Origin of the sequence: Mucilaginibacter sp., from assembly GCF_035492695.1 — a bacterium.
GTDB lineage: Bacteria > Bacteroidota > Bacteroidia > Sphingobacteriales > Sphingobacteriaceae > Mucilaginibacter.
The window spans coordinates 164,558-187,679 of the sequence record NZ_DATJJC010000022.1 but is presented as its reverse complement, the minus strand read 5'-3'; the positions used below and the strand labels follow the sequence as shown (position 1 = coordinate 187,679).

At 47.6% G+C, this 23,122-nt stretch carries 20 protein-coding genes; 5 read left to right on the top strand and 15 right to left on the bottom strand.

Translation table 11 applies throughout. From position 1 onward, the window contains the following. Positions 1–23: 23 nt before the first annotated feature. The 7 genes from VL525_RS14815 to VL525_RS14785 form a co-directional block, all read right to left on the bottom strand. Positions 24–1,322, bottom strand: a complete 1,299-nt coding sequence (locus VL525_RS14815; RefSeq protein WP_325387812.1) for an MFS transporter — start codon at positions 1,320–1,322, stop codon at positions 24–26. After that, entirely contained in the window at positions 1,319–1,984 is a 666-nt protein-coding gene (locus VL525_RS14810) for a bifunctional 4-hydroxy-2-oxoglutarate aldolase/2-dehydro-3-deoxy-phosphogluconate aldolase (protein ID WP_325387811.1), read from the bottom strand. Before VL525_RS14810 ends, VL525_RS14815 begins: the two co-directional genes overlap by 4 nt. Next, positions 1,974–3,014, bottom strand: coding sequence for a sugar kinase (locus VL525_RS14805; RefSeq protein ID WP_325387810.1), 1,041 nt, complete (start codon positions 3,012–3,014; stop codon positions 1,974–1,976). The genes VL525_RS14810 and VL525_RS14805 overlap by 11 nt, the downstream gene beginning before the upstream one ends. Further along, positions 3,015–4,415 (bottom strand): glucuronate isomerase, encoded by a 1,401-nt coding sequence (gene uxaC / locus VL525_RS14800; RefSeq protein ID WP_325387809.1) that lies wholly within the window; start codon positions 4,413–4,415, stop codon positions 3,015–3,017. Position 4,416: 1 nt separating this feature from the next. Further along, complete coding sequence (gene uxuA / locus VL525_RS14795; protein WP_325387808.1) at positions 4,417–5,610, bottom strand: mannonate dehydratase; 1,194 nt, start codon at positions 5,608–5,610, stop codon at positions 4,417–4,419. Between the two features lie 302 nt (positions 5,611–5,912). After that, a complete protein-coding gene (locus VL525_RS14790; RefSeq protein ID WP_325387807.1) occupies positions 5,913–7,598 on the bottom strand; it encodes a sodium/sugar symporter in 1,686 nt (561 codons plus the stop codon). Between the two features lie 116 nt (positions 7,599–7,714). Next, entirely contained in the window at positions 7,715–9,256 is a 1,542-nt protein-coding gene (locus VL525_RS14785) for an alpha-N-arabinofuranosidase (protein WP_325387806.1), read from the bottom strand. Between the two features lie 124 nt (positions 9,257–9,380). Between VL525_RS14785 and VL525_RS14780 the strand changes: the two genes are divergently transcribed. Beyond that, positions 9,381–9,848: a lipocalin-like domain-containing protein gene (locus VL525_RS14780; protein WP_325387805.1), complete on the top strand. Its 468-nt coding sequence runs from the start codon at positions 9,381–9,383 to the stop codon at positions 9,846–9,848. Between the two features lie 2 nt (positions 9,849–9,850). Here the strand turns inward: VL525_RS14780 and VL525_RS14775 are convergent, their stop codons facing one another. Continuing rightward, complete coding sequence (locus tag VL525_RS14775; RefSeq protein WP_325387804.1) at positions 9,851–11,731, bottom strand: chloride channel protein; 1,881 nt, start codon at positions 11,729–11,731, stop codon at positions 9,851–9,853. 206 nt (positions 11,732–11,937) lie between these two features. On the opposite strand from VL525_RS14775, the gene VL525_RS14770 reads away from it, so the two are divergent. From VL525_RS14770 to VL525_RS14760, 3 genes are all read left to right on the top strand, one after another. Beyond that, positions 11,938–12,372, top strand: a complete 435-nt coding sequence (locus VL525_RS14770; protein WP_325387803.1) for a DoxX family protein — start codon at positions 11,938–11,940, stop codon at positions 12,370–12,372. A gap of 58 nt (positions 12,373–12,430) precedes the next feature. After that, a complete protein-coding gene (locus VL525_RS14765) occupies positions 12,431–13,126 on the top strand; it encodes a Crp/Fnr family transcriptional regulator (protein ID WP_325387802.1) in 696 nt (231 codons plus the stop codon). Positions 13,127–13,207: 81 nt separating this feature from the next. Then, a complete protein-coding gene (locus tag VL525_RS14760; RefSeq protein WP_325387801.1) occupies positions 13,208–14,371 on the top strand; it encodes a putative sensor domain DACNV-containing protein in 1,164 nt (387 codons plus the stop codon). 114 nt (positions 14,372–14,485) lie between these two features. Here VL525_RS14760 and VL525_RS14755 read toward each other — a convergent pair whose 3' ends face one another. Beyond that, a complete protein-coding gene (locus VL525_RS14755; RefSeq protein WP_325387800.1) occupies positions 14,486–15,274 on the bottom strand; it encodes a hypothetical protein in 789 nt (262 codons plus the stop codon). 64 nt (positions 15,275–15,338) lie between these two features. Here VL525_RS14755 and VL525_RS14750 point away from each other — a divergent pair, with 64 nt between their 5' ends. Next, positions 15,339–16,253, top strand: a complete 915-nt coding sequence (locus VL525_RS14750; protein WP_325387799.1) for a hypothetical protein — start codon at positions 15,339–15,341, stop codon at positions 16,251–16,253. A 3-nt stretch (positions 16,254–16,256) separates the two neighbouring features. On the opposite strand, the gene VL525_RS14745 is transcribed toward VL525_RS14750, so the two are convergent. The 6 genes from VL525_RS14745 to VL525_RS14720 all read right to left on the bottom strand — a co-directional run bounded on the left by VL525_RS14745 (position 16,257) and on the right by VL525_RS14720 (position 23,119). Further along, positions 16,257–16,691 carry a hypothetical protein gene (locus VL525_RS14745; protein ID WP_325387798.1) on the bottom strand — a complete coding sequence of 145 codons (435 nt, stop codon included), beginning with the start codon at positions 16,689–16,691 and terminating at the stop codon, positions 16,257–16,259. A gap of 116 nt (positions 16,692–16,807) precedes the next feature. Further along, positions 16,808–18,766: a hypothetical protein gene (locus VL525_RS14740; protein WP_325387797.1), complete on the bottom strand. Its 1,959-nt coding sequence runs from the start codon at positions 18,764–18,766 to the stop codon at positions 16,808–16,810. A gap of 9 nt (positions 18,767–18,775) precedes the next feature. Next, the gene (locus VL525_RS14735; protein WP_325387796.1) at positions 18,776–20,944 is read right to left on the bottom strand and encodes a glycoside hydrolase family 3 C-terminal domain-containing protein; all 2,169 of its coding nucleotides are present in this window, start codon (positions 20,942–20,944) and stop codon (positions 18,776–18,778) included. 157 nt (positions 20,945–21,101) lie between these two features. Further along, on the bottom strand, positions 21,102–21,629 hold the full coding sequence (locus VL525_RS14730; protein ID WP_325387795.1) for a hypothetical protein: 528 nt from the start codon (positions 21,627–21,629) through the stop codon (positions 21,102–21,104). After that, entirely contained in the window at positions 21,629–21,973 is a 345-nt protein-coding gene (locus VL525_RS14725) for an STAS domain-containing protein (RefSeq protein WP_325387794.1), read from the bottom strand. Before VL525_RS14725 ends, VL525_RS14730 begins: the two co-directional genes overlap by 1 nt. A gap of 6 nt (positions 21,974–21,979) precedes the next feature. Beyond that, entirely contained in the window at positions 21,980–23,119 is a 1,140-nt protein-coding gene (locus VL525_RS14720) for a fused response regulator/phosphatase (protein ID WP_325387793.1), read from the bottom strand. Between the last annotated feature and the right edge of the window lie 3 nt (positions 23,120–23,122).

Here is a 23,122-nt window from a genome sequence, read left to right as displayed (position 1 = left end):
TATCGGACACATTCGTTATGAGTTTACAGATCTACACCTTTCATTTTCGGTACCAAAAAGTGCATAATACACCAAGCCAGTAAATAAGAGGCGCCGCATACAAAGAACATGATATAGTAGGCTATCTCAATATGATGTATGGCGCGGTAATGCACAAACATGTTCTTCTGCACAAAAAGCGACAGGAATACACTACCCACCGAACCGAACATTCCGCCAATACCGGTTACTGAGCCAACAGCCCGCTTAGGGAACATATCCGATACGGTTGTAAAGATATTGGCGCTCCAGGCCTGGTGGGCAGATGCTGCCAAGCCGATAATGATAACCGCCAGCCACATGTTGATACCGCCAAGTATTTGTGCGAAAACAATGGGCACCACCGCAAATGCGTAAATGAGCATGGACGTTTTGCGGGCTTTGAATACCGGCCAGCTTTTCTCGATGAGGCTTTTGGGAAGGTAACCGCCGTAAATGCTGCCAACCGTCGCCATAAGGTAAACTAATGCGACAGGCATGGCTACCCCCGTCATTTTCAGGCCGTATTGGCTTTCCAAAAAGTCGGGCAGCCAGAAGAGATAGAACCACCAAATAGGGTCGGTAAGGAATTTGCCGATAGAGAACGCCCAGGTTTGCTTATAGCTAAGGAGTTTTGCCCATGATATCCTTTCACCCGGTTCGGCAATCTTGTCTTTTTCGTCTGCATCACTATGGATATAATCCAATTCGATCTTAGAGACGCGCTTTTGACGAGCCGGGATCTCATAAAGCCATAACCAGAATATCAACCAGATAAACCCGATGGAGCCGGTGATAATAAAAGCCCAGCGCCAGCCCCAGGCCACTGCTATAAAGGGTACGGTAAGCGGAGCAACTATAGCGCCAACGCCTGCACCGGTATTGAATATTCCGGTTGCCAGCGCCCGGTCCTTTTTGGGGAACCATTCGGCAACGGTTTTGATGGCAGCCGGGAAATTACCGGCCTCGCTTAAACCTAACGCGAAACGCACTACGCCGAAGCCGAATGTACTATTGGCCAGGGCGTGAAAAACTGCCGAAAAACTCCATAAAAGGGTGGAGAAAAAATAACCCATTTTTGTGCCCAGCCTGTCTATCAGCCGACCCGCAAATAAAAGCCCTATGGAGTACGCTACTTTAAAAGCGATCTCGATATTGGCGTAGTCCCCGTCGTTCCAATGAAAATCTTTGGTCAGGTCCGACTTAAGCAGGCTGATCACCGCCCTGTCCAAATAATTGATGGTTGTGGCAAAGAAAATCAGCGCGCAGATGACCCATCGGTAGTTTCCGGATTTTTCATTCATGGTTGCTTTGATGATTGAACCAGTTCCAATGCTGTTACGGTATCTGCATATAACTGATCGTATAATTTATTTTGCAATATCTGCTTAGTGATGAGTTTGCTGCCCATACCCACCGCACAAACACCCGCTTTGAACCAGCCGCTGATATTTTCTTTATTCAGCTCAACGCCACCGGTCGGCATAAATAATTGACCCCGGAAAACATCCGTCACTGCCGATACAAAGCCCGGCCCAAGTACATTCGCCGGAAATATTTTGATGAGTGCCGCGCCGTGTTCCTGCGCCGTATGAATTTCGGTAGGCGTCATACAGCCGGGGATCCACAAACCGCCGTGCTGGTTGGCTATTTCTCCAACTTCGGGGTTGATGGTTGGCGCCACTATAAAATCGGTACCGGCATCAGTAAATTTTATGGCGTCGTCTTTGGTCTTAATAGTTCCAACGCCGAAGTAAAAATCGGGCATCTCCTTATCGACTGCCGTCTTAAGCATTTTGAAATTTTCAAAGGCTTCCTTCGCGCGGTTGGTGTACTCCATTACCCGCACACCGGCTTTGTACAATGTGCGCACTATTTGCAGGCTCACTTCCGGGTCTTCATAAAAGAACAAAGGCAGCATGCCCTGTTTAATAATGCTGTCGAGTACTGCTTGTTTATGCTTCATTTGCCCTGGTTAAAATTTCGTGAACTGATCTGTTGGTGACATCGCTTTCTATAAATAGCTTCTCAAACGCCGCCGCGGTTGCGTATTCGAGCGTTTGCCCGGGGTCCCAATTGTGGTAAAAACCATAAATGAGGCCTGCCATAAAGCAATCGCCGCTGCCAACTTTATTGATGATGTGCGATGCACTGTATTCGTTCGAATTGTAAAATTCGCCGCCGGTATAAAGGGCCGCATAATAATCTATCTCGCCTTCGCTGTCAAACCGGAACGTATTGGCTACCGCTTTACACTTTGGGTATTGTTTGATGATCTCTTCGGATGTTTTCAGCGCCTCCTTCAGGTAAATGCTCCGCTGGCCCGATTCGTGAATATCCGGCGTTACGGGAATACCCAGCATGGCTTCGGCCGCCCAAACGTTACCCATCACCAGGTCGCAGTATTGAACCAGGCGGGGCATTACTTCATTCGGTTCCTTACCATATTTCCAAAGCTTGGAGCGGTAGTTCAGGTCGACAGATATCGTTATATTTTTTTGCGAAGCAACTCTTAAAGCCTCCTCGCATACATCGGCAATATTATGGCTGATGGCAGGGCATATCGCGCTGAAATCAAACCAGCTTACGCCCTCAAATTCCTTTTCCCAATCTATCATTCCTGGTTTTAATTCGGAAAAAGCCGAATAAGCGCGGTCATATATCAGGGCATCGTTTTTCAGGTCCTTTCCTTTGGTTAGGAAATACAAGCCGATCCGACGACCATGATAATTTACCGACATTTCGATACCCTGCTGCTCCACAAACCCGACGATCTGTTTCGCCATACCGTTATCCGGCAAGGCGGTTACATATTTGGTCGGCACATCCCATAAAGCCAGGGCGGTAGCTGCGTTCAACTCGGCCCCTGCTATAAAAAACGGAAGCTGGTTATCCTTTAGCCACTGGCCTTCCTCATCAGGCGAGATGCGCAAAAGCAATTCACCAAAGGTGAGTACCTTACCCTTTGTATTCATTTTTAAAGGATCGTTCATCATTTAAAAATCGAAATAGTTTTTAGCATTATAATAACAAATATCCTGTATGATCTTACCTGTCCAGGCTATATCGCCGGGCAGTTCGCCGTTATCAATATCCTCGCCAAACAAGTTGCAAAGCAGCCGCCTGAAATACTCGTGCCGCGGGAACGACAGGAAGCTGCGCGAATCCGTCAGCATGCCTACCATACGGCATAGCAATCCCATATTCGACAGGGCATTCAACTGTTTGGTCATGCCGTCCTTCTGATCCAAGAACCACCATGCCGAACCGAATTGCACCTTGCCGGCAACCGAACCGTCGTTAAAATTGCCGATCATGGCAGCTATCATTTCGTTATCCGCCGGGTTAAGGTTATAGATGATAGTCTTCGCAAGTTGGTTGGTGGTATCCAGCTTGTTCAGGAATTTGGATAGCGAACGCGCCTGGCTAAAGTCGCCGATGGAATCCCAGCCGGTATCCGGACCAAGGGTGCTTAGCGCCCGTGTGTTGTTATTGCGGAGCGCACCCAAATGGAACTGCTGCACCCAACCCTTTTCATGATCCCATAAGGCAAAGTTATACAGCATAGCCGATTTAAATTTTAATATCTCCAACGGCATTAGTGTATAATTGTGCCTTATTTTTTTGAAGATAGCCCCAATCTCGGCGTCGGTATAATCTTCTGCATATATCTGTTCCAGCCCATGGTCGGACAGCTTGCAGCCGTTGGCGGCGAAGTGATTGTGCCTGACTTTTAAGGCATCCAGGTAGATCCCGAAATCCTGTATTTCGACGCCCGAAATACTTTCCAGTTTGTTAATATACTCATTCAGTATAAAAGTATCATCCGGGTTCATCGCTTTATCGGGGCGATAGGCTGGCAATACTTTTACTGTGTAGTTATCCTGTTTTATTTTTTGATGATGCGCCAGGTTATCCAGCGGGTCGTCGGTGGTACAAACCACTTCCACCTTCATTTTGGTGAGCAGGTTTTTTACCGTATAATCCGGCGATCTCAGTTTAGATGAGCACTCGTCATAAATATCTTTAGCGGTATCCGGCGATAATAATTTATCCACCCCAAAATACCGGCGAAGTTCAAGGTGTGTCCAATGATAAAGCGGGTTGCGCAGGGTATAGGGCACCGTTTCGGCCCATTTTAAAAACTTTTCTTCGTCGCTTGCTTTGCCGGTTATGTAATATTCGTTAACGCCGTTGGCCCGCATGGCCCGCCATTTGTAATGGTCGCCGTAAAGCCAGGCATGGGTTAAATTATGGAAGTTGATGTCCGCCGCTATCTCATCGGGCGGCAGGTGGCAATGGTAATCGATGATGGGCATATTGGCGGCATAGTCGCGATACAGGCGCTGCGCCGTTTTGCCGTTCAATAAAAAATCATCATCCAAAAATGCCTTCATCTTAATGGTATAAGGTGTTCTTGATGCCCATTTCCAAACCCCGCAATTCGGCCAGGCCTTTTAACCTGCCAATAGCCGAATAACCCGGAAAAGTATCGTACTTAAAATCATCCAGCAATTTATGCCCGTGATCGGGCCGCATCGGGATGGCAATGTCCGTCCTTCCGTTTTCTTCCCTGCGCCTTTGCTCTTTAACTACGCTCTTCATGATCGCATACATATCCGAGCTTCCTTCCAAATGGTTATCCTCGTAAAAACTGCCGTCGGCTTCCCGTTTTACATTCCGCAAGTGCAGGAAATGGATATGTGTTCCTAGTCTGTCTATCATTGCCGGCAGGTCGTTGTCTTCGCGTGCGCCCAGCGAACCAGTACAAAATGTCAGGCCGTTTGATGGCGACGGGCAGGCGTTTATCACATCCAGCAAATCCTCTTCTTTCGAAACCACCCTGGGCAGGCCCAATATCGGGAACGGCGGATCGTCCGGGTGGATACACATTTTTACGCCCAGCTTTTCTGCTTCGGGGATGATGGTTTTGAGGAACCAGGCTAAATTTTGTTTAAGCTGCGCAGCGTTAATACCCTTATATTTTTCGAGGTGACCTTTGAATTGATCGACGGTCAGTACGTCTTTCGTACCGGGCAAGCCGGCCATTACATTTTTTGTTAGTTGCTGTTTTTCTTCAGCGCCCAGGCTGTCAAAGTATTCTTTGGCATCGTCCTGCTGCCGGCGGCTGAATTCCTGGTAAGCGCCTTCCCGTTCTAAAATATACAGGTCGAATGCAGCCATTGCGGGTGCATGAAAGCGCAAAGCGGACGCCCCGTTAGGCAGGCGAAAATCAATATCGGTCCGCGTCCAATCCAGCACGGGCATAAAATTATAGCAGACGGTTTTGATACCGGCTTGCGCTAAATTCTTTAAGGTAGCGATGTAATTCTCTGCATACTTTTCACGGTCAGGGCTTGCGGTTTTGATGCTTTCGTGTATGTTTACGCTCTCTACAACCGACCACCTCAATCCGGCTGCCTGGATAATATTTTTTCGCTTTTCTATTTCTTCCGTACTCCAAACCTCGCCGCTGGGTATATGGTGCAAAGCCGTAACAACGCCAGTTGCCCCGGCCTGGCAAATGGATCGGAGCGTAACCGGGTCGGACGGGCCGTACCAGCGAAAAGTTTGTTCGAGGTTACTAAACATAGGAGGATAGATGGTTTGTAAATGAACGGCCTAATATAAGACAAAATGATTTGAACTGTGGCGATGGGTTCGGCTAAAGCCACAAATCTTTCCATTATACCCGCCCCATAAATGGGACGGCAATGAATTAGACACCTGCTTGAGTGTAAAAAATGGATGACATCCAACTATCCGCAACAAAAAATCCATTGCCGTTGGTTTCAACCAACGGAATAGTAAAAGCCAGTCAATGGGCTTTAGCCGAAAAAAAAAGCGCCCAGGAAAACCGGGGCGCCGCATATAGAATTGATCGATTAAAGTGCTTACCAGAACATGGTATAAAGGGCAGTCAAAATGCCGCCAATGATCAATGCCCCTACGGCAAAACCATTTGATACCTTGAACATGCTTGTATCCACCTCAAGTGCGTGTGTTTTGTCGCCCTTAGGGTTCTCTTTTATCGAAATGAAATACATACCGATAACACAAACAACAAATACAATGGCCATCCGGTCGAGGAATGGTATTTCATATAATTTTGTCGTCCCATCGGATTGCAATACGAGGGCTGAGAAACCAACGCCTTTCAGAAACGCCAGGTTAACGAATTTTGGAAGCACCTTCAATATCACCGACATGATAAAACCCCCAATGGTTGCGAACATAGCTGCGCTGGAAGTGGTCTTTTTCCAGAAAAAACCAAGCAGGAACATCGCAAATATCCCGGGCGAAACAAAACCAGTGTATTCCTGTATGAACTGAAATCCGCCTTTTTTATCGATACCCATAAATGGCGCAATAACACAACCCAATATCATTGCCACGACTACGGCGATTTTGCCTATCGTTACCATTTGTTTATCCGTCGCGTCCTTTTTAATTGCCTTTTTATAGATATCCATTGTAAAAATGGTTGCTATACTATTTACTTTTCCAGCAAGTGACGCAACCACGGCAGCAGTCAGGGCCGCAAACGAAAGCCCTTTGAACCACGGTGGTAAAAGGTTGAGCAATGAAGGATAAGCATTATCCGGATTCAACTCGCCATTGACCATCATTTGCGAATGAAATACATTTTGTTTGTACAGGATAAATGCTGCAATACCCGGCAATACCACAATCACAGGCATCAATAACTTTAAGAAAGCGGCAAATAAGATACCGGTACGGGCTGTTTTAAGATCGGCCCCCAATGCACGCTGCGTTATATACTGGTTACATCCCCAATAGTTAAGGTTGGTGATCCACAAGCCGCCGATCAATACACTTAAGCCCGGCAGGTCGGAATAATGCTGATTGTCCTTATGAAATATCATTTGAAAATGGTCCTCTGCATGAGACTTCATGAGGCTTAAGCCATTCAGGAAGCCTGGGCTTCCAAAGTGTTTGGCCACTTCATTAACCGCAATGTAGGTTGTTACCAGGCCGCCGAGTATCAGGAAAAACACCTGGATAACGTCGGTATAACCAATTACCTTCATGCCGCCCAGTGTGATAATTACAGCAAAAATAGCAAGGAATATAACACAGGTTGTCATGCTGATGCCCGAAATGCCGTGAACGGCAATCGCACCGAGGTACAGGATGGAGGTAAGGTTTACTATAATGTACAGCAAGAGCCAAAAAATTGCCATGATCATCGCCACGTTGCCGTTGTACCGCTGGTTAAGGAACTGCGGCATGGTGAATATCTTATTTTTAAGATAAACGGGGATAAAGAACACCGCCACGATGACTAATGTTGCTGCCGCCATCCACTCATAACAGGATATGGCCAAACCCATAGAAAAACCCGAACCACTCATACCCACCATTTGTTCGGCGGAAATGTTTGAGGCGATCAGCGATGCGCCAATGGCCCACCAGGTAAGCGTACCCTGCGCCAAAAAATAGCCCTGCGAGCTGACATCTAAATTGTGCTTACGCCGGTATACCCAATAGCCGTAAGAGGCCACAATGATAAAGTATATGACGAATACGGTCCAGTCGCCATTTGATAATGTATGCATGTTGTTGTTTTAGGTTTATATATGTTGGTTTGACAATTATAAATTATATAGTTTGAATTATCAAACAACAATTGACTAATATAAACTATTTTCTTAATTACAACCTTTTGCAGGGTTCAATTTAACTCCAGCGTCACAACCGACTTGGCCGGCAGGTCGACAACTAACTTTTCTCCATCCTTTTTTGCGCCATTAAATGCCTTCAGGCTTACCTTGCCTGGATGCTGAAAAGTGTTGATATCGGTCAGGTTTTCTGATGTTAGTATTTGCCCGCTTACCTTGTTCCATTGCAAGCCATTTAATTCGGATGAAACGGTGATGGTGTTATGTGGGTCGAGATTGACCAACGATACGTGTATCTTCCCGGCCGCATCCTGCGAGGCGGTGATGCTTACCGCAGGTATCTTTTTGCCGTCGAACTCGTAATCGGGCGAATTGAGTTTTACCGGCAGGTACTTAGCATCCTGGTGAACTTTATACAGGTCGAAAATATGATAAGTGGGTGTCAGCAGCATTTTGTCCTTGTCTGTCAGGATAAGCGATTGCAGCACATTTACCGTTTGCGCCAGGTTGGCCATTTTAACACGGTCGCAATGATTGTTAAATATGTTGAGGGTGGTGGCGGCCAGCAAAGCGTCTCTAAGGCTATTTTGCTGGTATAAGAAACCCGGATTTGTCCCCGGCTCCACATCGGTCCAGATACCCCATTCATCGACAACCAATGCCACATGTTTGTCAGGGTCATACTTATCCATAATGGCTGAATGTTTGTTTACCAGTTCCTCCATTTTTAAGCAGTTTACCATGGTGCCGAAGTATTCCTTTTCATCAAATTTTGTCGCCGATCCTTTATGCCCCCAGTTGCCGGTGGGTACGGTGTAATAGTGCAGTGAGAGGCCCCACATATCCTGGCCTACATTTTTCATCATCACTTCCGTCCAGTTGTAATCGTCGGCGTTTGGCCCGCTGGCTATCTTCTTAAGCTGTGCTCCCGGGTAATTGCGTGCATAAACTGCGTAGCGCTTGTACTGGTTGGCATAAAACTCGGGCGTCATATTGCCGCCGCAGCCCCAGCTCTCGTTCCCAACACCCCAAAAGGTAACCTTATATGGTGCAGGGTGACCGTTTTGTGCCCTTAGTTGCGCCATGGTGCTTTCCCCGTCAAGGTTGAGATATTCAACCCATTTGGCCATCTCCTCCACAGTACCGCTGCCTACGTTGCCGGCGATGTACGGTTCGCAGCCGATCAATTCGCAAAGTTTTAAAAACTCATGCGTGCCGAAGCTATTGTCGTCGGTTACGTTACCCCAGTTGGTATTCACCATTTTGGGCCGTTTGTCGCGTGGGCCAATGCCGTCGCGCCAATGATATTCATCGGCAAAGCATCCGCCCGGCCAGCGCAGGTCGGGTATTTTAATTTTTTTTAGGGCATTCACCACATCCATCCTTATCCGGTCCTGCTTTTCGACAGGTAAATTCTTATCTACCCAAAAACCACCATAGACCCCGTGTCCAAGGTGTTCGGCAAATTGACCGTAAATAAAGCGGCTGATGGTCAGTTTAGAGTCGTTGCTGATCTCAACGCTGGCAGTTTTCTGCGCAAATGCCCCCAGGCTGAAGCCGGTTGACACGAAAAACAAGAGGAGTTTAGCTTTCATAATAATAACTGTATAATTAACAAGTATACATATTTATTCATAAAATCAATCGGTATGGTATTGTTTGAATACATTTTTATTGTTCCTAACTTGGTATGGAATTTTTGGATCGGAAAGTTAAATCATGAGTTCTCCTATACTTGCTGCTCCCTCCGGCAGTTTAACCGCTGACATTCGTGGTATTTGGTGGTTATTGACCCGTGAGGACTGGACCAAAGAAGGGCAAAAACGGATCGACCCTACGTTAGGCGCCGACCCGTTTGGAATATTATCTTACTCCGGTACCCATTTTGCCGCACAGTTTATGAAACGCGACCGGACCGAAGATGCCGGTGAGCAAGTGTTTTATTCAGGCCGAAATAATACCAGCGCCGTAGGTGGGTATGATGCCTACTTCGGAACCTATGAGGTAGATGAACAAACCGGCAAAGTGGCGCATACACTTGTCGGTTCCATCAAATCATCCAATATCGGGATTACCGTTTCGCGCGATATGCGTGCGGAAGGGGATAAACTCGTTATCCAACTGGAAACCACCAGGCCCGACGGCGAACCGATTACCCGCACACTTACCTGGAAACGGCTCAGTTAAACCTATTTGGGTACATTGCCCACATGAATAAGCTTGCGGCCTTTAATCAGCAGCTTCATGCGCCCCCGCTTAAGCGAGATCTGTGTATTGGCTGTTTCGTTTTCTTCAAGATGTTGTTTATACGCCGTCAAAATTCCCTGGTAAGTTAGTATGCCAATGATCTTGCTGCCATTGGATGAAACTACCGGTAAGGCGTCCGTGTTATGTTTCGCCATTGTTTCAACAGCCATTCGCAAAGTATCATCGTTTTTCAAAAATATGCTGACGTGGGCTATCACCGATCTCAGCGAATCGCTGTTTTCGTTATCAGGTGTATATAACGCCGATAATTTGAGCATACCTGCATAGGACCCGTCTTTGCCAACGGTGATATAGTGATCATCGTGCCCCTTGTTTTCGCGCAGCCAATCTTTCACCTCTGTTATGGTGTTTTCGGCGCTTATTACCACATCGCTTTCCGTCATTACCTGCGCCACTGTAATTTTTTGCAGCAGGTCAGGCTCGTACGAATCCGGGGTGAATACGCCGCGCCTGGCGATCTTCTCGGTCATGATGGTGTTTTCCATCAGGAAAAACGAGATAAGATACGCTGCTGTACAAGCACCCAATAACGGCAGCAAGGCATGCGATTGCATGGTAGCCTCCAGCGCAAACGTGATACTGGTAAGGTAGGCCCTGGAAGCACCGGCAAACATGGACGACATACCGATCAGCGTTGCCATAGGTATGCTGATACCTGCACCCGGGAATAAATTATTGACCAGGATACCCATGATAGCACCTGTTGCACCACCGATAGTGAGCAACGGGGCCAGCGTTCCTCCGGATGTACCGCTGCCGAGGGCGATGGCCCAGGAAAGAAACTTTAGAAAACATAAATTCAGCACCAGGTATAAAGGCAGGTTACCGGCAAGCAGCGAGGTTATGTTATCATACCCAACACCCAAAGTGTGGGGTGCAAAATAACCTACGAGGCCGACGGCCAGGCCGCCCAGCGCGGGCCACCACATCCAATGAATGGGTAGTTTTTCGAAAATGTCCTCTATCCAGTAAACGATTTTGGTAAGGGCCATAGCGAGGAAACCTACAACGACGCCCATCAGGCTGTAAATGGCCAGCGCGACATTTGAAGGGGTGGCAACGTTGGGCATTGGAAATACCGGGCCCGGGTCGAACAAAAGATGATGCCCGGCGGCACCGGTGATACAGGCAAGCGCAACAGGCAAAATAGCTTTAGGGGAAAATTCAAAAAGTAACAATTCGACAGCCAGGAAAACCGCAGCGATGGGGGTGCCGAAAATAGCGGCCATGCCAGCTGTGGCCCCGGCCGCCAGGATGATCTTGCGCTCGTTCGAGGTTATCTTAAATAATTGCCCTAAAGTTGAACCCAGGGCACCACCGGTAGCAATAATGGGCCCTTCTGCCCCAAACGGGCCACCCGTACCTATAGCTATGGCCGAAGATACCGGCTTAAGGAAAGTAATGGCCGGTTTTATCCTGCTTTGATTGACCAGTATCTGCTCCATTGCTTCGGGTATGCCGTGACCGCGGATAGCCTTGGAACCATACAATGCCATTATGCCCACGACGACACCGCCGATGGCAGGGATCAGGATAACCCAAAGCCCAAGGTGGTTGGATGCAGGACTGTGAAATTTTAAAGAAAAAGTTCCGTAGAAAGCCAGGTTGGTAACCGCGTTGATAAGTGATACCAAAAATTTTGCAATCAGGCTGATAGCAACGGCGACAGCAATACATAGAAATGAAATGCTTATGAGCCGCTTTTTAAGAATAAAGCTCTTCTTCGTATCTTGATTGCTGTCGGGCAGTTGATCCAGGTTTGGCGAAATGGGTATTCCGTTGGTATGGTTAGTAATTTTCATAGCGTTTTAATGACGTTGTTTGCAAGCCTGATGAATGAAAAATTTAACTGGCTAAAATTTGCTGCAAAAGTAGCGATAGATTTATCCGCAATCAATGTTAATTTTATAAAAAACATTGCTTATTTGGCAAAAAATTATATAGTTTTATAATAAAATATAATTATATGTTGTTTTAACAAGGTTATATAAAATTAAGAGCTATGGATATGATACACAAAATTGAAGCCTGGGGCGATGGGCATCATCCCCGGTTTCTCGATGCAATTCGCATTGCTTTAGGTATTTTTCTGATGCTGAAAGGCATCGCGTTCATGCAAAACATCTCCGGTCTTCAATATATTATCGAAAACCGGGCGGACATATCCCTTCCGCCGTCGGTGCTGATCGCTGTAGTGTATTATGCCGCTTTTATACACATGACAGGCGGAGCATTGGTGGCGTTAGGCATTTTTACCCGGCTGTCGGCGTTGTTACAGCTTCCGGTTGTTTTCGGCGCGGTATTTTTTGTGAATTTGTGGCTGTCACCGGTCAACACCGAATTATCGGCATCTATCATATGCCTGGTATTGCTGGTAGTATTCATGGTCATAGGGTCCGGAAAGGTATCCCTCGATAACTATTTTAAGATGATTCGCAATTAATTTCACGAAGTTTTGTGGTTATCATTAGCTAAAACATAATATTGCACCCTTACGAAGTATGAAAATTAATAAACACGGGTGCGACTTGAATAGTTGTATGCTTTGCAGGCTTTGCCTGAAAGACTGGTTGCCGGCGATAGAGGCCAACAAGCAAAACTTTCATATCAAAAAGGGACAGCAGATATTTCACGAAGGCGACCCTGTGGAGGGCATGTATTTCATTTATTCGGGAACGGTTAAGGTTCACAAAAAATGGGATAAGGAAAAGGAACTCATCATCCGATTTGCAAAAAAAGGAGATATACTGGGCCATATGGGTTTAGGCGACGAAGCCATTTACCCGGTTACGACAACTGCCCTGGAGCCCACCATAGTTTGCTACATCAGCATGAACTTTTTTGAATCGACGCTAAGGGTAAACAATGAACTTACCTATAGATTGATGCGGTTTTTCGCAGGCGGACTCCAGGATTCCGAAAAACGGATGCGCAACCTGGTGCATATGCCGGTAAAAGGGAGGATAGCGCAATCGTTGATAACGCTGAAAAATCAGTTCGGCATAAATAATGAGGGGGCTATCAATATTGAACTGACCCGGCAGGACCTGTCTTCTTTTGCCGGTGCATCCTACGAAACACTGTTCAAAGTGATCAACGAACTGGTAGATGAAAGGATCGCTGAAGTTTCGGGGAAGAGCATCCGTATTGTTAATGAAGCAGCTTTGAAACAACTGACAGAGGTCGCCGATCTGTAAAACCTGTACCTTAATGGCATTTAAAAGCAATATTTTGGAAGGTGATGTATTTTCCGCAATATTTTCGGGTAAATTAGTTGCATGAATAATGTGACCGGGCTCATGATCGGCGAACCAGCGTATAAGGCAGCGCGCTCTGTTTCCGGCGCCATTGAAAAACATTTTGAAGAACAACTGGGCGCTGCGGCGTTGCGTGGCGAAACCAACCTGGCCCCCGCTCCGCAAAGCCGTTCTATTGCCGCTATTATTGATACCGCTTTCTGGACAAGCCTGAGGAAGGAAGAGGGGCGTTCGCCGAAAATATCGCTCGCATTTCTATTACCCGAACAGTCGGAACAACCGCTGGTATTTGAAAAGCGCCTTCGGCTTACGCCGGAGATATTGACTAAACTCGCCCCGGCTGTCGAGCGTTCGGGCATCCATTTGGGTGTCTGGCAGGATGACGGAGAACTTTATATCTGGGGCACCACACACACCATACCTGGTTTTTGTTTTGTACTGGAGGTGATAGAGCCCGGGCTGCTGGTTATTAAGCACCGCCGGGTAGACGGTTTTGGCAAATATGTGAACGTGGCCGTGCTGAAAGGCGACGAGGTAAAGATCATTGACGAGGGCGCTATCAATTACCCGGATTGCCCGGCCCTGTTAAGTTCGCTGCTTGGTTTTAGTGCACAAACTTCGTGGAGCAACCCGGTGAATATTCACGTGCAACTGGCTGTTTCGATGCGGGCGCACGGGCATGGCGGATTGCTGCTTATCGTACCTTCCGACAGCGAGCAATGGCGCGAATCGATCATCGATCCGATATCTTATGCTATCAGTCCGTCTTTTATGGGGCTGGCAAACCTGATGAAACAAGACGTTGATAAAAAAAGCCTGGCTTTATGGCTGGAGGAACTTGCGCGCGAAATAGATTGCGTTGCGGGCCTCACCGCTGTAGACGGGGCCACGATAATCAACGACCGGAACGAGTTGCTGGCCTTCGGCGCCAAAATAACCCGGCCTTATGGCAGTGAAACGGTAAAAGAAATTATGGTTACCGAACCTATTGTTGACAGCGAGGCGCAGATCGTGGCCCCGGGGCAGGACGGCGGCACACGGCATTTTGCCGCTGCGCAGTTTGTTTATGATCAGCGTGATGCCTTTGCCCTGGTGGCATCGCAGGATGGCCGTTTTACCATTTTCTCCTGGTCGCCATGCGACGAGATCGTACATGCCCACCGGGTGGATACGTTGCTGATGTGATTTAGTTAATGTCATTTCAATCCGCTGCATAGCGGAGAGAAATCTTGTACGACATGCCGAGCGAACTATACTGGGCGTATAAGATTTCGACGAGGAACGAGGAGAAATGACAAATTACTTTTTTGGTATTTGCTTAACGAGCCACTGCGCTACATCGCTTGCGGCTTTATCATTATCGTAATCTTTGGGAAGCCGGCCATTGGTATATTCATTGTATAACCACGGGTCGCCGACGGCCATTACCGCTCCTTTTCCGTATTGGGCCACGCCTATAATATCCGCATCACCATCTCTCAACATCGTTTCAGCAGGACCGGTAAGTGCAAGCGAGCAAATATCTTTCATGTATATCTTCCTGGCGGTCTTGAGGATGGGGTTGTCGATGATGAGGAATGTGCCGTTCAGAAAATGCTTATCGTCCGTCACGTGATTGATCAGATCGTCGTTAAAATGGATGCCGAATTTTGCTGCCAGCGTGTTGAAGTGTTTGAGTTCGACATTGGCGCTGTCGTTCGCCATCATCAGCAATACACCGCCCTGCTTTACCCATTCCGCTATCACTTTCACATCCCTTGGCTCAATATATTTTGGTTTGGGGCTTTCCTTTTTGGTGTCAGGGTCTACGATGATATAGATATCGGCCCGCTTCAGATTTTCGGCAGTTGGTTCATCGTATAAAGTATTTAACTGCGCGCCGGCTTTTTTAAAGGCGTCGCCGAAAATAGAAAAGCCGCCGTTGTCCGTTTCCTCCCATTTATAGTGGGTGGATATTAGTTTACCAGAAGGATCGTTAATATGCTCATTGTTAAAATAAGAATCGAGCAAAACCCGCACCTGGCTATATCCGGGCAGGGATGCCAAAAGTAAGATCAGGCCCAGCGCAGCGCTAAATATTTTTTTCATGGTTGGATGTTGAAGGGCAATTTATCCAAAGATGAACGTTTTTTTATTTATTTTGAGCCGTCTTATGAAAAGAACGCCATTCCTGTTGCTGATCCTTGTCCTGGTACTTCATATTTCATGCAAAAGATATACCCGCCACGGTCTTCTTTTCGGCGATGTTAAGGGTATTGAATACACCGAGGTGCGCCGGATATTCGACAACGGCCAGGTGTTCGACAAGCAGGGTTACCAACTGGAACCGGTGTGGAAGTTCCATTTTATCTCTGATGATTCGGTACAGGTGTTCAGTCCAAAAAAACAACGGTATTATGGCTTCCATGTATATTATGATCACGACCTGATATTTAATATGATCGACTCGTGGCTGCAACTGTTGAAAATGACGCCCGACAGTATCGTGTTCCGGTCGTTGCGGGTGAATGAAAAAAGGGAAATATTGCTGGATGACGAAGGATCGAAAGTACTTATGACCTTTTATTCGGATAAATACCTGAAGACAAAATCCGCGCAAGCCATTAAGCAAATGGGCCTGCCGACCCGCAAAGATACAGCCTTTATCCGGGCGCGGTCAAAACTGGCGAATACGATTTTGGATAGCGCTTTCTCTGCCCGTGAGCCGGTGGCGCTGAAAAGCAATAGCCCATACGTGACGGCAGAGCGGGTGATAAAGCCTGACGACCCGCTGAGCGATATGGACCCGTCGATAGATTATTTGTATCCCGAGTATAATATCACCGTGCATCATGCTTATGAAGATTTTGCATATGCCTGCTCCGCCTTCGTGGACGCGCAGGGGGTGATACACTTCCGAAAATCGACTATTTTTTCTCATCCTGAGTTTGAAAAATCTACTATGCAAACCATCAAGGCTATACTCAGCGGCTATGTGGCGCGGTACGTTAATGTAACGCCGGGCAGCACTTTGGGCATACCGCATACCAGCGTCGTCCTCATCAACCTGACAGGTAAAAAGCAATAGGCGTTAATTGTACGCCTCGATGAAGGCAAAGCGGTCCACCGACATTTCCCGGTGGCGTATAATTTTTTGCAATGCTTCCTTCGTGATCGGTTTCATGATGAAGGCTTTTACAAAATCATATTTCTCCAGGTGTAGCAGGTCGGCCGGGTATTTTGTGGCCGACAGGATATACACATCTATCGGCTTAGCCAAACGCGGATAAAGCGACCGGAGCTGGTCCAAAAATTCCCAGGCATCAAACCCTTGCTGATAGGCAATATCCAGCAAGATGATATCGGGCAGGCTGCCTTCGTCCGCATAGTTTTGGGATAGCTGGTCCATTATCCTTGAACCCGATCCCGTGCATCGTATTTCGACCGGCGACCCGAAACGCGAGAGCAGCTTCCTTAAAATAAAGTGGTCCAGCTGGCAGTCGTCAATGTAGGTTAGCTTGTTCATACTAATAGGTGTTTGGTATACCCAAAAGTATATAAGCCGGGTAAGCCGGACATCAGGGATACTACGGAATCGGCTGCGTATTTACACGGGTTCTCGCGGGTGTTTTCACCGTTAAGCTATTGCGTAGTAAGCGTGATGAAAGAACGCTCGCCGGCCTTAAACTCGCCCTCGCCATTGGATATCTTCACCGAGCCTTTTTCCTTCATGTCTGACTTGATGTTAGTTACGTAAATGTTCAGCTTGTTTACGCCCGCCGGGATACCCGACAAATGCACTTTGCGGCCCGTTCCGTTGTTGACAATGTGAATGGTATAGATATGCTTCGCGTTATCGCCCAAAGCCGCGCATGAAATATCGGCGACATTGCTGGTAACGGGCATGAATCTCAGGTCCTTTGGCGTTGATGCCAACTGTTTCAGGTTCCAGAAGCGTTGCGTAGGCTCAAGCGGACCGTTATCGCCGAAAATGCCGCCGCCTTTAAGCGGCGAATAATCTGATGTAAGTTGCCATTGCAGGATAGATATAGGCTGGCAGATGGCGAGCAGCCGGGTATACAGGTTGATCTCCTCGAGCGCATAGGATTGTTCCAGAAAATATTGCGGGTAGCCCCACGCCGCCGCGTCGATACTGCCTTCGCCTACCAGCAAAGGTAAGTTGGTTTGTTTGGCTGCGTCGGCCCATTTTTGCAGGGTTGGCGTATCCCAGCCGCGCCACGAATGAAAGGAAACCATGCCCATGTAGGGCCGGGCTCGCGGGTCGTTCATAGCCGGGTAAATAAAATTGTAGGTGGTGGCATCGGAATTATCGCCGAGCAGCAACTTAGTTGTTAATCCATGCGACGCGAAATAAGCGCCCAGACCTTTGATCAGTTCGTCATGTTCTTCGGCAGTTTGACGCACGTTGATACCCAGGTCAGACTCATTAAAGGAGAAATCGGCGGCTTCGACGCCGTAATGCGCTTTGAGATAAATAATATAATCAGTTATCGACTGGTATATTTTGTTCATACTCGATGCCTTGAGGGGATTTCCCCAGATACCTTCGGGCGAACGGCCCATGCTTAGTTTACCTTCGACAGCCCACGCCGGCGGGAACCAGGCGGTAACAATAACCGGGATATTCATACGACTGAGCCTTTGCGCCATTTCCATGGCGCGCTTAACGCGGACGTTTAGCATTGCTGTATCGGTGGCGGCTGGATCGACAGTTGAATCGGGCTGCCAGCTTATCCAGGGCATTTCGACCCTGCCCCAGGCTACCCGCAGATTTTTGAGGCAATAATCGATCACTTCAGGGTCGAGTTTCGGGTTCTGGATGCGGAAGTTGCCACCCAGTCCGTCGAATACTCTTCCCGGGGCCGAAGCATCCAGTTTCATTTCTGCTGGCGAGTCGTCTATAGAACCGGACACCCTGATCTCGTATGTTCTTTCGAACATGACACCTTTGCCGATCTTACCCGAACAGATCGGAAAGTATAAGCCAATATTTTTTTGTTTTTCGTCGTTCCGAAAAGTAATATTGGATATCGTGTCCTGTTTCACCCCGATGTCATCCGATGCGGACGAAAAACTTATTTCCTCCAGGTTGTGTTGCAAATGCATGCCAGGCGCTCCCAAACCGGTCTGGCTGAATTGATGTTCGGCCTGGTTGCCTAACTTTACTACCCCATCCCGGTAAGCAGGCGGCAGCATTACATTAAAATAGATACCATCAAGCGTTGTATCCTGCGCCGAAAAGCATTTGATAGTTATCCTGGCTTTTCCTCTGCCTATATCCTTTACCGTCTCCGTAAAATGAATACTGTCAATTTTGGTGGTCACCACCTGCTCGTCGCCGTTGCGCATAAACTTGGGCTGCTGCAACTCCTTACCGGTAAAATAAACCTTCTTCCAGTTATCGCCGGCAACCACAATGCGGGTATCAAACGCCATCAACTGCCCCTTAATGCGTATCCCGGTTAAATTACCGTAAGGCATCAGTTCGGTCTGGGCAAAAAGTTGCTGCGCAGGCAATAAAAACAGCAATCCAACGAGCGCAGATTTGATATATACGGCAATATTCCCCTTCACAAACATAAGCGGGTATTAGTTCACATTGATCGTTTCAGTCTCCTTAATATCCCTTGAGGATGACCCGGCCAGCAATTTGTATTTACCCGGTTCTACTACCCATTTGCTGGTTTTAACATCATAATAGGCCAGGTTTTTAACCGGGATGCTTACGGTAACGTTAGCCGTTTGCCCGGCTGGTATCAATACTTTCTTAAAGGCCTTCAATTCTTTTTCGGGGCGTTCAACTGCTGAACCATCTTTACTTACATACAATTGAACGGTTTCTTTACCTGCATATTTCCCGGTATTTTTGATAGTAACCGTAGCGGTGATGTTTTCGCCGGTATTATATGTTTTTTTGGCTGTTTTCAGGCCCGAATATTTATAGCCGGTATAAGAGAGCCCGTAACCAAAGCAGTAAAGCGGCTCTATCTTTTTGGTATCGAACCAGCGGTAGCCCACTAAAATCCCTTCTTTATAATCTACCTGCAGGTTTTCGCCAGGGTAGGCATCCAATGCATGGGCCGGCGAGTCTTTCAATTCAGCGGGGAAAGTAAAAGGCAACCGGCCGGATGGGTTTATTTTACCCAGCAGCATATCGGCCAGTGCATTGCCATTTTCGGAACCGTTGTACCACGACCATACAATGGTGTGATTGTTCTCTTTGATCTTACCAATATCATAAGGTGCACCGCCGACAACAACCACAATGGTATTTTGGTTTGCTGCGGTTACGGCATCCACCAAGGTTTGCTCGCCGAAAGGAAGGCTAAGGTCCTTGCGGTCGCTTCCCTCGCTTTCATAATCGCGGTTGCCGCCTATGAACAGGATGGCCATGTCGGTACTTTTTGCAAGGGCCACGGCTTCTGCTACCATTGCCGAATCGGCAGGTTTGGTAGGCGCATTCACATTGGCGCCATGTTGCCTGTACATGCCCGAATATCCCTGCGCAAATTTAATATCTACCGTTTTGCCCAGCCTGCTTTGTAAACCAGCCAGGGGAGTTACCTCGTATTTTGCCTTTACACCCGCCCCAAAACCACCAAGGTGGAAGGTATGCGTAGCATTATCGCCAATCACAGCCAGGCTTTTGATGGACGAGGTGTTCAGCGGCAATAAGTTTTTGTCATTTTTCAGCAGCACGATCGATTCGGCCGCTATGTCATACACCGTTTTGCTATGTGCCGGCGTATTCATTTTTCCAGCGGGTGGGTTAACGCTCATAGCGGTGTGGTACAATACCCATAAAATGCGATGCACTTTTTCGTCTATCACTTTCATGCTCACTTTGCCCGATTTTACCGAGTCGAGCAGTTTAGTGGCAAAAAAGTACTTGTCATATTTCGGGCCCGAGCCCATCTCCAGGTCGAGGCCATTATTGGCTGCCGCAACCGTGCTGTGCGTGCCGCCCCAATCGCTGATAACGATACCTTTAAATTTCCATTCGCCTTTTAAAACTTTATTCAACAGGTAATCATTTTCCGAACAGTAAACGCCCCGTAACTTGTTATAAGCCGACATGATGGTCCACGCATTACCCTCCATGATGGATGCCTTAAAAGCCGGCAGGTATATCTCGCGCAAAGTACGCTCGTCCACGTTAACGTTCACGCGGCCGCGTTCAACCTCCTGGTTGTTCACCACAAAATGCTTTACGCAGGCAGCTATGTTCTGACTTTGTATGCCCTTTACGGCCTGCACCGCTAAACGCGAATTAAGGAAAGGGTCCTCCGAATAATACTCGTAGGTACGGCCGCACAGCGGCGTGCGGGCTATGTTGAAAGCCGGGGCAAGCATGATGTATTTTTTGCGCGCCCTTGCTTCCTCGCCCATGTCATGGCCAAAACGGTATGCCAGTTCCGGGTTCCAGGTAGCGGCCAGGGCAGAACCGTTTGGGAAAAAGGTAGCCGAATCGGTGGTCAGGTTGGCCGAGCCCCAGCCTTCCTTCACATCCTCGCGAACACCAAGCGGGCCGTCGTCGGTCATTAGCCCGCTTATGCCTAAGCGTTCGACACCAGCCGTGCTGAATATGCCGTTAGCATGCAGCATGCTGATCTTTTCTTCGAGCGTAAGTTTTTTGACGATGGCATCTATTTTGGCATCCAGCGCCGGTGCGCTTTTTGTTTTGGTTTGCGCCTGCATGTTTGTTGCGGCCGACAAAAGCGCGATCAGCATTAAGCAGGGTAATATCCTTGTTTTCATGATGGTTATGGTTTAGAATAAATTGGTTATGTTATTCTGCCGGATAGTGTAAAGCGGACACAATTTACCGCTAATTTAGCTAAAAAAGAGATTATGTTAAGATAGTACAAATATTTGTTAAATAACCGCTGAGTGAAAGCCGGGGAAGCTGCGGTTTTTAAAACCCTATCAGCACCCTAAAGATATTGGACGAAGTGCCCTTATCCCAGGTGTAGGTAAATTCATCGGCCGAGCGGGTGATGATGAGTATGCCGAAGTGTTCCATTACCTGTTCGAATGAAAGGAAATCATCGAGCGAACCTTCTTCGCTTGCGAAACGGATCTGGTTTTCGCCTTCCCAAACGGCATATAACGAGTTTAAGGGGTCGGCGCTGATGAGCTTGCGGTCATCGGTGGTTTGGCGGGCGTTGACCAGGTAAAGCGGCGCGCCGTTGTCTGTTTTGGAAATAAGGAGCCTACCCTGATCCGCCTCAACATCAAAGCGGGTATGATGTTCGCCCGCGTGTTTGATGCCATTGGTCAGGAGCTCGGTGATGATCACTTTGCTCCTGAACAGGATATCTTCCCGGTCGGCCTGCGCAGGGATACGTCCGGCTATATAACCGAGCATATATTCCAGCGAGCTGACCAGTTTTTCAGCGCTGTTATCAAAATCGAATACCATTCTTTCAGCGCTGGTTTGCATCAGAACTTGTTTACAGCAAATTGCGCCTCTTCGGCATAGTTGTATATCTTGAATACCTTATCCAGGCGGATCAGTTTGATCAGATCGCGGATGTCGTTCCTGAGGCCCACCAAAACAATATCCAGCTTAAGGCTGATGGCATACTTTAGCGCACTTACCAGGGCGCCCAAAAATGCACTGTCCACATATTTCAGTTCCTGCAGGTCGAGGATGATTATTTTTTTGTGCTGATCAAGCAGGCTCACCAATTCTGCTTTAAACTGGTCGGAATTGCTCAGGTTGGCCTCGGTGATGGTTACATCAGCAGTGATAAATTTCGGGCCTTCGTTACTTACTTGGATCATAGTGTGTTATTGTTTATTTATACTTATTATACTGCAATCGTCTACCAGGGCGGGTGACAGATTCTGGAGCAAATGCTGCCTTATCTGTTTGAATGTCATATTATCGCCTATCATGTTCAGCAATTTATCTTTAAATAAATTGTAGTCGGTTTTTTTCTCGCCGTCCTCTTCATAATCTATCAGGCCATCCGTAAAGATAAAAAATTGGTCGCCGGGTTTTAGCTGCACCCGTTTTTCGGTATAGCCGCCATCGGGAAATAATCCCAACAGCAAGCCGTCGGAGTCAACCTGCATTATTTCTTTGGTTTCTGCCTTATAATGTAAAGCCGGCAGGTCGCCCGCTCCGGAGTAGGTAATCACCTGTTCCTGCTTATCCACCATAACCAGCGACATGGTCGATAAAATATCCTTCAGCGCATCATCATAACAAATAACACTGTTCACTTTTTGTAATATTTCGGCGGTCGAAAAGTCGCGGTTCATGATACCGAACCGGATAGCCGCCCGGATATAACTCAGGAAACTGAAGGTAAAGAACCATGCCACCCATTTTTTGCCCATAACATCGCCCAGCACAATGTAGCTGTAACGGTCGTCAACCTCGATGAAATCGATAAAGTCGCCACCCGGGACATCCTGGTAGGCCTGGTGCCAGAAATCGACATCGAAACCCTGCACCACCGGCGCCACTTTGGGTACGGTGCGGATATTTAAAGCCAGGGCCGCCTTCTTAATTTCAAGAACGGATAATTCGCGTTGTTTCTGAACGGTATCGATCAGGTTAGTGATCTTGGATACGATCACGTTTACCGGTGTTTCTTTCACCACATAATCGACAGCCTGCAGGTCGAGGCCCTCGGACATCAGGTCCTTATCGGTGATGTAACTCAGGAATACAAAGGGAATGTCCTTAAAATCGGAATGATTGATCAGCGCCTTCCTGAACTCGATGCCGTTCATTTCCGGCATTTCGTAGTCCGAAAGAATGGCGTCGGGAATATTGAGGTTCAGGTAGTCGATGGCCTCGCTTGCCGACGGGCAGGACTTGCATTCAAAACCTGATTTTGTAAAAGCGTGTGTTAGTATTTTGAGGAATAATGGATTGTCATCAACCAGTAATACCTTTTTTGCATTTGGGCTCGACATATT

What these genes read in the sequence shown, in the direction of transcription:
- VL525_RS14815 (WP_325387812.1), bottom strand. Translation starts at nt 1,322, where the DNA reads ATGAATGAAAAATCCGGAAACTACCGATGGGTCATCTGCGCGCTGATT.
- VL525_RS14810 (WP_325387811.1), bottom strand. Translation starts at nt 1,984, where the DNA reads ATGAAGCATAAACAAGCAGTACTCGACAGCATTATTAAACAGGGCATG.
- VL525_RS14805 (WP_325387810.1), bottom strand. Translation starts at nt 3,014, where the DNA reads ATGATGAACGATCCTTTAAAAATGAATACAAAGGGTAAGGTACTCACC.
- uxaC (WP_325387809.1), bottom strand. Translation starts at nt 4,415, where the DNA reads ATGAAGGCATTTTTGGATGATGATTTTTTATTGAACGGCAAAACGGCG.
- uxuA (WP_325387808.1), bottom strand. Translation starts at nt 5,610, where the DNA reads ATGTTTAGTAACCTCGAACAAACTTTTCGCTGGTACGGCCCGTCCGAC.
- VL525_RS14790 (WP_325387807.1), bottom strand. Translation starts at nt 7,598, where the DNA reads ATGCATACATTATCAAATGGCGACTGGACCGTATTCGTCATATACTTT.
- VL525_RS14785 (WP_325387806.1), bottom strand. Translation starts at nt 9,256, where the DNA reads ATGAAAGCTAAACTCCTCTTGTTTTTCGTGTCAACCGGCTTCAGCCTG.
- VL525_RS14780 (WP_325387805.1), top strand. Translation starts at nt 9,381, where the DNA reads ATGAGTTCTCCTATACTTGCTGCTCCCTCCGGCAGTTTAACCGCTGAC.
- VL525_RS14775 (WP_325387804.1), bottom strand. Translation starts at nt 11,731, where the DNA reads ATGAAAATTACTAACCATACCAACGGAATACCCATTTCGCCAAACCTG.
- VL525_RS14770 (WP_325387803.1), top strand. Translation starts at nt 11,938, where the DNA reads ATGATACACAAAATTGAAGCCTGGGGCGATGGGCATCATCCCCGGTTT.
- VL525_RS14765 (WP_325387802.1), top strand. Translation starts at nt 12,431, where the DNA reads ATGAAAATTAATAAACACGGGTGCGACTTGAATAGTTGTATGCTTTGC.
- VL525_RS14760 (WP_325387801.1), top strand. Translation starts at nt 13,208, where the DNA reads ATGAATAATGTGACCGGGCTCATGATCGGCGAACCAGCGTATAAGGCA.
- VL525_RS14755 (WP_325387800.1), bottom strand. Translation starts at nt 15,274, where the DNA reads ATGAAAAAAATATTTAGCGCTGCGCTGGGCCTGATCTTACTTTTGGCA.
- VL525_RS14750 (WP_325387799.1), top strand. Translation starts at nt 15,339, where the DNA reads ATGAAAAGAACGCCATTCCTGTTGCTGATCCTTGTCCTGGTACTTCAT.
- VL525_RS14745 (WP_325387798.1), bottom strand. Translation starts at nt 16,691, where the DNA reads ATGAACAAGCTAACCTACATTGACGACTGCCAGCTGGACCACTTTATT.
- VL525_RS14740 (WP_325387797.1), bottom strand. Translation starts at nt 18,766, where the DNA reads ATGTTTGTGAAGGGGAATATTGCCGTATATATCAAATCTGCGCTCGTT.
- VL525_RS14735 (WP_325387796.1), bottom strand. Translation starts at nt 20,944, where the DNA reads ATGAAAACAAGGATATTACCCTGCTTAATGCTGATCGCGCTTTTGTCG.
- VL525_RS14730 (WP_325387795.1), bottom strand. Translation starts at nt 21,629, where the DNA reads ATGCAAACCAGCGCTGAAAGAATGGTATTCGATTTTGATAACAGCGCT.
- VL525_RS14725 (WP_325387794.1), bottom strand. Translation starts at nt 21,973, where the DNA reads ATGATCCAAGTAAGTAACGAAGGCCCGAAATTTATCACTGCTGATGTA.
- VL525_RS14720 (WP_325387793.1), bottom strand. Translation starts at nt 23,119, where the DNA reads ATGTCGAGCCCAAATGCAAAAAAGGTATTACTGGTTGATGACAATCCA.